The organism is Qipengyuania sphaerica, from assembly GCF_019711595.1.
Taxonomy (GTDB): domain Bacteria; phylum Pseudomonadota; class Alphaproteobacteria; order Sphingomonadales; family Sphingomonadaceae; genus Qipengyuania; species Qipengyuania sphaerica.
Genome location: NZ_JAIGNR010000003.1, coordinates 51,687 through 62,206, shown reverse-complemented (window position 1 = coordinate 62,206; position 10,520 = coordinate 51,687). Strand labels below are relative to the sequence as shown.

At 63.8% G+C, this 10,520-nt stretch carries 11 protein-coding genes; 4 read left to right on the top strand and 7 right to left on the bottom strand.

Annotation, left to right across the window (positions count from 1 at the left end; all coding sequences use genetic code 11):
- Positions 1-27 precede the first annotated feature (27 nt).
- Positions 28-633, top strand: coding sequence for an outer membrane protein (locus tag K3178_RS10035; RefSeq protein ID WP_221571301.1), 606 nt, complete (start codon positions 28-30; stop codon positions 631-633).
- 13 nt (positions 634-646) lie between these two features.
- On the opposite strand, the gene K3178_RS10030 is transcribed toward K3178_RS10035, so the two are convergent.
- The 7 genes from K3178_RS10030 to lptB all read right to left on the bottom strand — a co-directional run bounded on the left by K3178_RS10030 (position 647) and on the right by lptB (position 7,167).
- Complete coding sequence (locus K3178_RS10030; RefSeq protein ID WP_221571300.1) at positions 647-1,294, bottom strand: SDR family NAD(P)-dependent oxidoreductase; 648 nt, start codon at positions 1,292-1,294, stop codon at positions 647-649.
- An 11-nt stretch (positions 1,295-1,305) separates the two neighbouring features.
- Entirely contained in the window at positions 1,306-2,673 is a 1,368-nt protein-coding gene (locus K3178_RS10025; RefSeq protein WP_221571299.1) for an NAD-dependent succinate-semialdehyde dehydrogenase, read from the bottom strand.
- A 53-nt stretch (positions 2,674-2,726) separates the two neighbouring features.
- Positions 2,727-3,428: a tRNA (guanine(46)-N(7))-methyltransferase TrmB gene (gene trmB / locus K3178_RS10020; RefSeq protein ID WP_221571298.1), complete on the bottom strand. Its 702-nt coding sequence runs from the start codon at positions 3,426-3,428 to the stop codon at positions 2,727-2,729.
- Between the two features lie 57 nt (positions 3,429-3,485).
- The gene (locus tag K3178_RS10015; RefSeq protein ID WP_221571297.1) at positions 3,486-3,887 is read right to left on the bottom strand and encodes a response regulator; all 402 of its coding nucleotides are present in this window, start codon (positions 3,885-3,887) and stop codon (positions 3,486-3,488) included.
- A 176-nt stretch (positions 3,888-4,063) separates the two neighbouring features.
- Complete coding sequence (gene ctrA / locus K3178_RS10010) at positions 4,064-4,759, bottom strand: response regulator transcription factor CtrA (RefSeq protein WP_221546613.1); 696 nt, start codon at positions 4,757-4,759, stop codon at positions 4,064-4,066.
- A gap of 140 nt (positions 4,760-4,899) precedes the next feature.
- Entirely contained in the window at positions 4,900-6,354 is a 1,455-nt protein-coding gene (gene rpoN, locus K3178_RS10005) for an RNA polymerase factor sigma-54 (RefSeq protein WP_221571296.1), read from the bottom strand.
- 27 nt (positions 6,355-6,381) lie between these two features.
- Positions 6,382-7,167, bottom strand: a complete 786-nt coding sequence (lptB, locus tag K3178_RS10000; RefSeq protein ID WP_221571295.1) for an LPS export ABC transporter ATP-binding protein — start codon at positions 7,165-7,167, stop codon at positions 6,382-6,384.
- A 177-nt stretch (positions 7,168-7,344) separates the two neighbouring features.
- Between lptB and K3178_RS09995 the strand changes: the two genes are divergently transcribed.
- The 3 genes from K3178_RS09995 (at position 7,345) to K3178_RS09985 (ending at position 10,518) form a co-directional block, all read left to right on the top strand.
- Complete coding sequence (locus tag K3178_RS09995; RefSeq protein ID WP_345719888.1) at positions 7,345-7,725, top strand: hypothetical protein; 381 nt, start codon at positions 7,345-7,347, stop codon at positions 7,723-7,725.
- A gap of 67 nt (positions 7,726-7,792) precedes the next feature.
- The gene (locus tag K3178_RS09990; protein ID WP_221571294.1) at positions 7,793-9,139 is read left to right on the top strand and encodes a TldD/PmbA family protein; all 1,347 of its coding nucleotides are present in this window, start codon (positions 7,793-7,795) and stop codon (positions 9,137-9,139) included.
- Entirely contained in the window at positions 9,136-10,518 is a 1,383-nt protein-coding gene (locus K3178_RS09985) for a mechanosensitive ion channel family protein (RefSeq protein ID WP_221571293.1), read from the top strand. Before K3178_RS09990 ends, K3178_RS09985 begins: the two co-directional genes overlap by 4 nt.
- Positions 10,519-10,520: the final 2 nt, after the last annotated feature.

Below are 10,520 nucleotides of genomic sequence, written 5' to 3'. Positions count from 1 at the left end.
AAGGGATCGCACTGGAAAGGACTTTTCATGAAGAAGATTTTCGCTCTCGCCGTTCTCGGCGCAGGCCTCGCAGCTACGCCCGCCATGGCGCAGGACAATGAAGCCATTGGCGGCCTGTATGTCGGCGCACTCGCAGGCTTCGAGGGAGTCGACGTAGAAAGTGCCGGATCGAGCGTGACGCTTGATGGCGATGCCGCGGTTTACGGACTTACGGCCGGTTACGACCTGTCGCTCGGTAGCGCTTTTGTCGGCGTCGAAGGCGAGATTTCGACCAGCGACAGCTCGGCCGAGTTCCCCAGCGGTGCCGGTGCAGCCTACGACGGCCTGAAGACCAGCGGCCAGTACTATGTCGGCGCCCGCGCCGGTTTGGCGCTGACCCCCGGCATCGCTGCCTATGGCAAGGCAGGATACACTTCGCTCGACACGAGCGCCTTTACCTCGGCAGGTTCGCTCAGCGAGCTCAAGGAAAACAGCGGCGGTTTCCGCTTTGGCGGGGGCCTGCAGGTCGCCTTGCCCGGCCCACTCGAAGCACGCCTCGAATACCGTCGCTCGAAATACGACGATTCGGCCTCGGGCGAATTCGGCGAAGTGACGACCGACCAGATCGTGGCCGGACTGGGCCTGCGCTTCTAAGCGCTAGATAGACCTAAAACGGCAGGGCCTTGCCGGTGTAGTCGACGTAGGCGTAGCTCCCGCTCGCATTCTCGACGACATCGGCGAGGCCCTTTGCGCTTTCCTCTACCGTGATCTTGGCATTGGGGCCGCCCATGTCGGTCTGCACCCAGCCGGGGTGCAGGGAGAGAACAGCGACACCGCGCTCCTTGGCCTCGTTTTCCGACACGCCCTTGGCGAGCATGTTCTGCGCGGTCTTGCTCGTGCGGTAGAGTTCGTAGCCTCCCGAGCTGTCCTCGATCGAGCCCATCAGCGAACTCATGAAGGACAGCGAACCGCCGCGCCTGATCTGCGGCAGCAGCTTCTTGCCGAGATGCACCGGGCCGAACGCGTTGGTCATCATCACTTCGGCAACTTCATCGGGTGTGGCCTGCTCGCTCGATTGGTGCTTCGCGCCAGTGATGCCCGCATTGACGATCACTGCATCGAACTCGCCATCGACCTCGAAGGTGGACGGATCGGTGACATCCAGCGTCGCGATCTTCACGCCATCGAGCGCGTGAAGCTCTTCGCTTTTCGACCGCTCGGTGCCGGTCACTTCCCAGCCGCGTGACTTGAACTCTTCCGCCAGGCCCAGGCCAATGCCGCGCGATGCGCCTACGATGAGGACGTGCTTGCTCATTTCAAAGTCTCCTAGGCCGCGTGGACCAGCGTTTTCAGGTTCATGAATTCATGGAGGCCAAACTCGGCCAGTTCGCGCCCGTGGCCCGATCGCTTGATACCGCCGAAGGGCGCTTCGATCTTGGAGCCGTTGACTGCGTTGAAAGTGGTCATGCCCGCTTCGATGGCATTGGCGAAATGCTCCTTCTCGCCTTCGTCATTGGTCCAGACAGCCGAGCCGAGGCCGTAGGGGATGGCGTTGGCGATCGTCGTCGCCTCCTCGATGTCCCTGGCCTCGTAGAGCTGGCCGACGGGTCCGAAAATCTCGTCGGTCCCGGTCTCGCTGGCGAGCGGGACATCGGTGAGCAGGCCGGCAGTCATCCACGCGCCGGGCTTGTCGATCTTTTCCGCGCCGAACAGAAGCGTGCAGCCTTCCTCTTTCGCCTTTTCGACCTGTTCCAGCACCGTGTCGCGCTGGCCCTCGCTCGACAGGGGCCCGAGCTCGGTGTCGTCCTCCATCGGGTCGCCCAGCTTTACGTCCTTCAGGGCGGCGATGAAGCGGTCGGCAAAATCGTCGTAGATATCCGCGTGGACGATGGTGCGCTTGCCGCAGATGCAGGACTGGCCATTGTTCTGGATGCGCGCGGTGACCGCGTCCTTCACCGCCTGGTTCATGTCTGCGGACGGCATCACGATGAAAGGGTCGCTGCCGCCGAGTTCGAGCACGACTTTCTTCAGGTGCTTGCCCGCCTGCGCTGCCACGGCACTACCCGCGCCCTCGCTGCCGGTCAGCGTGGCAGCCACCACGCGCGTATCGGCGATGACATCGGCAATCGGGTCGGAGGAGACGCAAAGGTTTTGGAACAGGCCCTCGGGCCCACCGGCTTCGAGCACGAGTTCTTCCATCCGCGCGGCGACGCCCTGTACGATGCTGGCGTGCTTGAGCAGCCCGACATTGCCCGCGAGGATCGTCGGCGCGAGGAAGCGGATGACCTGCCAATAGGGGAAGTTCCACGGCATGACTGCCAGCACCGGCCCCTGTGGCAGCCAGCGTGCCTCGGCGCGGCCGCCATCGGACAGGTTCCAGAACTTCGATTCGAGCATCGGCGGGCCGTGTTCGGCATAGTAATGCAGCAGGCTGGCGCATTTCTCGACCTCGGCGCGCGCCTGTGTGATCGGCTTGCCCATCTCGGTGACGGCCAGCCGGGCGAGGTCGTCCTTGTTCGCTTCGTAGAGATCGCCCAGCGCCGATAGCAGCTTCGTGCGCTCGCCAAGCGACGTGCTGCGCCAATCGCGATAGGTGCGGGCGGCCGCTTCGAGCTTCCGGTCGATGCCGTTTTCGTCGAGCGTTTCGTATTCGGCGATCGTTTCGCCGGTCGCGGGGTTGGTAGTGGTGATCAAGGAGAAGCTCCATCTGGTCTCACCTGACCAATCGCTGCGCTCCCTTGCCGTTCCTACTTCCGCCGGAATCGGAAGTACCAGACCTCGTGGCCATAAGTGTTGCGCGCCTTGTGTTCGTAGCGCGTCTCGCACCATCCGGAGGGACGGGTCTCCCAGCTGTGGCGATCCTCGACGACCCATTCGAACTCATTCGTAAAGCGGCGCATCACCATTAGCGCGTGGCGCAGGTAGACCGGATGGTCGGTGCCGAAGCGAAACTCGCCGCCGGGTTTCAGCTTGTCCGCGATCATCCGGACCGGGCCATCGTTCATCATGCGGCGCTTGGCGTGCTTGTTCTTGGGCCAGGGATCGGGATGGAGGAGATAGACCATGGTGAGCGCGCCATCGGGCACACGCGCCAGAGCATCGAGCGCATCGCCGTGGTGGATGCGGACATTGGCAAGGCTGCCATCGCGCACATGGGTGAGCGCCTGCGCTACGCCATTGAGGAAAGGTTCGGCGCCGATGAAGCCATGATCGGGCAGCAGGTCGGCGCGATAGGCCATGTGCTCGCCCGCGCCGAAACCGATCTCGAAATGCAGCGGGCGGTCGAAGCCGAACAGCGTTTCGGACGTGACCGGTCCTCCGGCAGGCACCGAGATTTGCGGGAGCAGCTTGTCGACCAATTCCTGCTGGGCGGCACGCAGGGGCTTGCCCTGGCTGCGGCCGTAAAGCCGGTTCAGTGTGGTCGGATCGCCTTCCTTGAATGCTGACATGGCCGCGCCGCTAGGCGAAAAGGGCGCAGATTGTCCAGTGCGTTCGAAAGCGCGCGATCAGGCTGCGTGGGGCAGGGCCACGGCCTCGATCTGCCGCCTGAGCTTGGCGAGCAGCGCGTTCAGTTCGTGCGGCATGACCGGCTTGCGGAGCATGTGGTCGGGTTCGACGAAATCGATCCGCTGGCGCAGCTTGCCGTAATCCCAGCCGGTATAGAGGATGGTCTTCATCTGCGGCATCTCGCTACGGACGGCGTCGAGAATATCCATGCCGTCCTGATCGCCTTCGAGTGCGAAATCGAGGATGACCGCTTCGGGATGCGTATCGGCCAGCAGGCGCAGGGCATCGGGCGCATTACGCACGCAACCCACGACTTCCCAGCCGGCAGTCTTGCAGACCTCCGCCAAAAGGAAGCTCAGGATATCGTCGTCCTCGACGATTGCGATGCGCGGCGTGTTCATAGCCGACCCCTTCACTTTATTCGTCCATCCCTCAATCGCATGCTTAGCCGGGCCGAGGGAATGAGTATTCTACGTATGGATACTTATTTCAGACCAAATGAACCTGAAACGAATGGCAAAACGCCCGGAGGCCGTGGCTTCCGGGCGTCTCGCTGTCCCATCCAAGGATGATTGCGTTACGCGGCTTCCGCCTCTTCGCCCGGATCGCGCAGCACGTAGCCACGGCCCCAGACGGTTTCGATATAATTCTCGCCGCCGCATGCATGGCTGAGTTTCTTGCGCAGCTTGCAGATGAAGACGTCGATGATCTTGAGTTCGGGCTCGTCCATGCCGCCGTAAAGGTGGTTGAGGAACATTTCCTTCGTCAGCGTGGTGCCCTTGCGGAGCGAAAGCAGCTCCAGCATCGCATATTCCTTGCCCGTGAGGTGGACCCGGGCGCCGTCGACTTCGACGGTCTTCGCATCGAGGTTCACGGCGAGCTTGCCAGTGCGGATGATCGACTGGCTGTGGCCCTTCGAACGGCGCACCACGGCGTGGATGCGGGCGATCAGTTCTTCGCGGTGGAACGGCTTGGTTACGTAATCGTCGGCACCAAATCCGAAGCTGCGGATCTTGCTGTCCATCTCGGCAACGCCCGAAAGGATCAGGACCGGCGTCTGCACCTTGGCGACGCGGAGCTTCTTGAGCACGTCGTAGCCGTGCATGTCCGGCAGGTTGAGATCGAGCAGGATGATATCGTAATCATACAGCTTGCCCAGATCGAGGCCTTCCTCGCCGAGATCGGTCGAGTAGACATTGAAGCCTTCGGTGGTCAGCATGAGCTCGATCGCTTTCGCGGTTGTCGGCTCGTCTTCAATCAGCAGTACACGCATGGGTCGTCCCCCTAGCCCTGGTTTCCGATGCCTCTCCCCCTGAGAAGAAGCGTTGTCCCTTGTTAACCATTTGGGGTGTGAATGGAAAAGGTTAACGTGAGGTAAAAGGCGTTAACTTTTTTCCCTGTGGCAGGAATGACTCAGAGGCCTCTGAGCTTCTTCTGCCGCCGCCTTTCCGCCGAGGAGCCGATCCCGATCGCTTCGCGATATTTTGCCACCGTCCGGCGCGCGAGATCGAAGCCTTCCTCGTTAAGGAGGTCGGCAAGCTTCTGGTCGGACAAGACTTTCTTCGGGTCCTCCGCATCGCATAGCGCGCGGATGCGGGCCTTGATCGCCTCGCTGCTGGCGCCTTCACCATCGGCGGCCGCGACGCCGCTCGAAAAGAAATACTTCATCTCGAAGGTCCCGCGCGGGCACGAGAGGTACTTGTTGCTGGTGACGCGGCTGACGGTCGATTCGTGCATCTCGATTCGCTCTGCCACCTCGCGCAAGGTGAGCGGGCGCATGGCCGACACGCCCTCGCGGAAGAAGCCTTCCTGCAAGGTGACGATCTCGCTCGCGGTCTTCAGGATGGTCTTCTGGCGCTGGTCGAGTGCGCGGATCAGCCAGTCGGCTTCCCCGAGCTGCTCATTGAGCCATGCGCGGCTGGCCTTGTCTCGCGCACCGGCTTCAAGCTCGACGTAATATTCGCGGTTCACCACCAGCCGCGGCAAGCTCGCCTCGTTGATGCGGATTTGCCAGCCGCCGTCCTTGCCTGGAGTGACGAGGACATCCGGCACGATGGCTGCCTCGCTGGTCCCACCGTAGCGGCACCCGGGCTTGGGATCGTAGCTGCGCAGTTCGGCCAGCATGTCGGCGAAATCTTCCTCGTCGACATCGCACAGCCTGCGCAGCCGCGAGATTTCTCCGCGAGCGAGGAGGTCGAGATTGTCGATCAGTCGCGCCATGCACGGATCGTAGCGGTCGGCTTCCTTCGCCTGCAGGACAAGGCATTCGGACAGGTTGCGCGCCCCGACACCGGTGGGTTCGAGCGACTGGACGAGTACCAGTGCGCGCTCGACCTCGGCCAGCGGCGCGCCCATTTCCTCGGCAATCTCGCGCAGGTCAGTGTGGAGGTAACCCGCTTCGTCGAGTTCGTGGACGATCCTTCCCGCAATCAGCGCCTCTCGCGGATCATGCGCCAGCGCCCCGATCTGGCCGGAGAGATGCTCGGCGAGGCTCGGGCCATCGGTGGAGCGGTTTTCGAGATCGGGCAGGCCCTCGCTTCCCGGGCCACTCCCGCCGGCTTGAGCCCAGTCGCCCCGATCGCCCGGAGCGCTTTCGGTGTCGCGCGCGTAATCGGCAATATCGAGCGCCGCATCGCCGTCGAAATCCGGTGTGGCTTCGTGTTCGCCAACTGCTGGCTCGGCTGTGTCGTCGCCCTTCTCGCGGCTCACCTCGCCGATCTCGAGCAGCGGATTGCTCTCCAGCGCCTCGGCAACGAAGCTCTCGATCTCGAGGTTGGACAGAGCCAGCAGCTTGATCGCCTGCTGGAGCTGCGGCGTCATCACCAGCGATTGGGTTTGCCGTAGGTCTAGCCTCGGACCAAGCGCCATGACCTCAGCTCCGGGCGCGCGCCGTAGTCACAGCGTAAAGTTTTCGCCGAGGTAGAGGCGTTTGACGTTTTCGTCCGCCACCAGCGCTTCGGGCGTTCCGGCGAACAGCACCTGTCCGCCATAGATGATGCAGGCTCGGTCGACGATTTCGAGCGTCTCGCGCACGTTGTGATCGGTGATCAGCACGCCGATCCCGCGGGTCTTGAGGTCTTTCACCAGGTCGCGGATGTCGCTGATCGAGAGCGGGTCGATCCCGGCGAAGGGTTCGTCGAGCAGCATGATCGAGGGCTTGGCCGCCAGCGCGCGGGCGATTTCGGCGCGCCTGCGTTCACCGCCCGACAATGCCATCGCCGGACTTTCGCGCAGCCGCGTGAGGCCGAACTCGTCGAGCAGCCTGTCGAGTTCCGCAAGGCGCGTATCCTTGTCCGGTTCGACCATTTCGAGCACGCAGTTGATGTTCTGCTCCACGGTCATGCCGCGGAAGATGCTGGTTTCCTGCGGCAAATAGCCGAGGCCGAGGATCGCGCGGCGATACATCGGCAGCTTCGTCACATCCTCGCCATCCATCAGGATGCGGCCGGCATCGGGACGCACGAGGCCCATGATCGAATAGAAGCAGGTGGTCTTGCCCGCGCCGTTGGGGCCGAGCAGGCCGAGCACCTCGCCCTTGCCCACGGTGAGCGAGATATCGGTGAGCACCTGGCGCTTGTCGTAGCTCTTGGCGATCGAGATCACCTCGAGACCTCCCTGCGGGATCGGCGGGGCGGCGTCGTGGACGGCTTCGTTGTCTGCGCTCAGGAGATCTTCGGCCATGAGCGGGGCCATAGCACGCGAATGCGCGAGGAAAACCCCCGAGGCCGGGTCAATCGACGAATTGGCAGGATTCCTGCATGGACTGCATGAAAATCGCGCTCCCGCGTCGGATCGCTTGCCAGAGCGCAACAAATTTGAAACTATGGTTATCCGGAGAGGAAGTCTGGGGAGACTCGCGTGGGCAAGGCTATCGAAAACGATCACGAAGCTTCGGCGGGCCCTGCGCATGTGCGCAACTGGCCCAAGGCCATGAGCGACAACATCGCGCTCGCGCTGATCGTCTATACCGGCCTCCAGATTTTTGTGACGGTCCACGCCCTCAAGCAGGGTTTCTCTTCCATCCTCCCCTATTTCGCTCTCATCATCCTCGTTGCCGGCATCATCCCTGCCTGCCGCTGGTTCGAAAACCGGTGGAAGGACATGAGCGCAGAGGCAGCTTGCGACGAAACGCTGCGTTCCGCGTTCCGCCGTGACCAGCTGATGCTGTGGGTACTGGCGATCGGACTGCCGTTTCTCATCACCGGCCTGCTCAAGGCCATTTTCGCCGCAACCGCCTGAGGCTTGCGCCGCGCGCTCCCGCTCCCTAGCCGGACCCTTCCAAGGGTAGCGGAGTTTTGATTTCCATATGATCGACAAGCACACCGCGCTGGCGCGCTGCCAGGACCTCGTCGCGCTCGCGCAGCGAATGGGTGCGGATGCCGCCGATGCCGTCGCGCGCGCCAATGCCTCTGAATCGGTGAGCATGCGCCTGGGCAAGCTCGAGGAAGTCGAGCGATCCGAGAGCGAGGAGATCGGCCTGCGCGTCTTTGTCGGCAAGCGGTCGGCCTCGATCAACACCAGCGATTTCGCGGAAGACGGCCTCAGGGCGCTGGCCGAACGCGCAGTGCAGATGGCCCGTCATGCACCCGAGGACAAACACTCGGGTCTGGCCCCGGAAGAGGCGTTGTTTGCCGGCGAGCTGCCCGAACTTGAGCTCGACGATCCCGACCAGCCCGATCCTGAATCCCTGCGCGAGGCGGCGCTGGCCACCGAAGAAGCGGCGCGCGCGGTGGCAGGCGTCACCAACAGCAATGGCGGCAGCGCGAGCGCGAGCCGCGCCGTAGTCGCGCTGGCGACCTCGAACGGTTTTGCGCGCGGCTATGCGGGAAGCGGATTTTCGCTTTCGGCAAGCATGATTGCAGGCGAAGGCGGGGCGATGCAGACCGACTACGCCTCGCGCAATGCGCGGTTTCGCAGCGACCTGCCATCTCCCGAAGAGGTCGGAAGCGAGGCAGGTCGCCGGGCAGTCGCGCGATTGAACCCGGTTTCCATCCCCAGCAGCAAGCTCCCCGTCGTGTTCGAGCCGCGCATCGGGGGCGGGCTGGTGGGCCATTTGCTCGGTGCGATGTCGGGGCCCGCTGCGGCGCGCAAGGCCAGCTTCCTTCTCGGGCTCGAGAAGGACGAGCTCTTCGACCCCGCCATCCGCATCGTCGAAGACCCGCTGAGGCAGCGCGGACCGCGCTCACGCCCCTTCGATGGCGAAGGGGTTGCGTGCACCAGCCGCGCGCTGGTCGAAAACGGCCGCATTTTCGGTTGGCTCACCAATGTCTCTTCTGCAGACCAGCTGGGATTGGCCCTGACCGGCCATGCCTCCCGCAGCGGCGGAGGCTCGCCCGGTGTCAGCGCCAGCAACGTCCACATGGAAAGGGGCAGCGTCAGCCCCGAAACGCTGATGGCCGATATCGAGGACGGTCTCTACGTCACCTCGCTCTTCGGTCAGGGCGTCAATACGGTGACCGGCGATTACAGCCGCGGGGCGACAGGCTTCCGCATCCGCGGCGGCGAAATCGCCGAGCCGGTTGCGGAGATCACGATAGCGGGTAATCTCAAGGACATGTTCCGCGCGCTGACCCCGGCTGACGACCTCGAGATGTACCGCTCTATCAACGTGCCCACGCTCAGGATCGACGGGATGACGGTGGCGGGCGAATGAAGAAGGCCTTCGCCGCGCTCGCACTGATGCTGGCCGCACCGGCCGCTGCCATGCTGCCGAGTGCGCCGGAGGCCGAGCCCGCGGCCGAACCCGCCGCGCCGGCGCAGGCCATCGAGGATACGGTCGACGAGGGTGCGGACGAGCGGATTGCGGAGCGCATTACGGGAATTTTTTCCGAGCTCCCCGCGTTCGAGGCGGTCGATGTCGCGGTAAGCCAGGGTGTCGTCACCCTGTCCGGCACGGTCCCCGACCAGGAAGCCATCGGACGCGCCGAAGCGATCGCGAGCCGGGTCACCGGAGTGGTGACGATCGAAAACGGACTGGAGCGTGACGTGTCGCTTTCCGCGCAAGGTTCGGGCATCGCCAGCCTGGCAGACAAGTGGAACGGCCTGCTCGACATGCTGCCGCTGATCGGCCTTGCCCTCTTGGTCTGGGCGGGGATCGCGCTGGTCGGCTATCTTATCGCGGGACTGGGCGCGCTGTGGCACCGGCTTGCGCCCAACAGCTTCCTTGCCGACCTCATCGCCAGCGCGATCCGTTTCATCTTCGTTGTCGGCGGACTGGTGGTGGCGCTCGATATCATCGGGGCGAGCGCGCTGCTCGGCGCGGTCCTCGGCGGGGCCGGCGTAATCGGCCTCGCGCTCGGCTTTGCGCTGCGCGAGACGATCGAGAATTACCTCGCTTCGCTCATGCTATCGCTGCGCCAGCCCTTCCGGGCCAACGACTGGGTGCTGATCGATGACCTTGAAGGCCGGGTCATCCGCCTGACCAGCCGCGCGACCATCCTGATGACGCTCGAAGGCAACCATCTGCGCATTCCCAACGGGCAGGTGTTTCGTGCGGTCATCACCAATTTCACCCGCAACCCGCAACGCCGCTTCCAGTTCGATCTCGGCGTGGATGCCGACGACGATGCCCGCGCCGCACGCCAGCTCGGGCGCGAAACGCTGGCCGGGCTCGATTTCATCCTCGACGACCCGCCGCCCGAAGCGCGAATCATCGAGGTCGGGGATTCGAATGTCGTGATCCGCTTCCTGGGATGGATCGACCAGCGCGAGACCGACTGGTGGAAAGCGCAGAGCCAGGCGATCCCGGCGGTCAAGGAAGCGCTGGAGGATGCAGGCTTCGGCTTGCCCGAGCCGATCTACCGCCTCCGGTTCGACCCGCGCTCGGCGACCTTGCCGTTCGAGAATATCGTCGAGGGACAGGCGCAGAAGGGCGCGCAAGCGCCCAAGAAGGTACAGCGGGTCGCGGCCAGCGATGCTCCGGAAGACATTCGCCCCGCCAACGAAATCGCCGACATGGTGGATGAAGAGCGCGCCAAGGCGGGCGGCGAGCAGGAAAAGGACCTGCTCGACCACTCCCGCCCGGTCGAATAACT

Bases quoted from the DNA above. Each gene is read 5' to 3' on its own strand.
- K3178_RS10035 (WP_221571301.1), top strand. From the start codon at position 28: ATGAAGAAGATTTTCGCTCTCGCCGTTCTCGGCGCAGGCCTCGCAGCT.
- K3178_RS10030 (WP_221571300.1), bottom strand. From the start codon at position 1,294: ATGAGCAAGCACGTCCTCATCGTAGGCGCATCGCGCGGCATTGGCCTG.
- rpoN (WP_221571296.1), bottom strand. From the start codon at position 6,354: ATGGCGCTTGGTCCGAGGCTAGACCTACGGCAAACCCAATCGCTGGTG.
- K3178_RS09990 (WP_221571294.1), top strand. From the start codon at position 7,793: ATGATCGACAAGCACACCGCGCTGGCGCGCTGCCAGGACCTCGTCGCG.
- K3178_RS09985 (WP_221571293.1), top strand. From the start codon at position 9,136: ATGAAGAAGGCCTTCGCCGCGCTCGCACTGATGCTGGCCGCACCGGCC.
- lptB (WP_221571295.1), bottom strand. From the start codon at position 7,167: ATGGCCGAAGATCTCCTGAGCGCAGACAACGAAGCCGTCCACGACGCC.
- ctrA (WP_221546613.1), bottom strand. From the start codon at position 4,759: ATGCGTGTACTGCTGATTGAAGACGAGCCGACAACCGCGAAAGCGATC.
- K3178_RS10015 (WP_221571297.1), bottom strand. From the start codon at position 3,887: ATGAACACGCCGCGCATCGCAATCGTCGAGGACGACGATATCCTGAGC.
- trmB (WP_221571298.1), bottom strand. From the start codon at position 3,428: ATGTCAGCATTCAAGGAAGGCGATCCGACCACACTGAACCGGCTTTAC.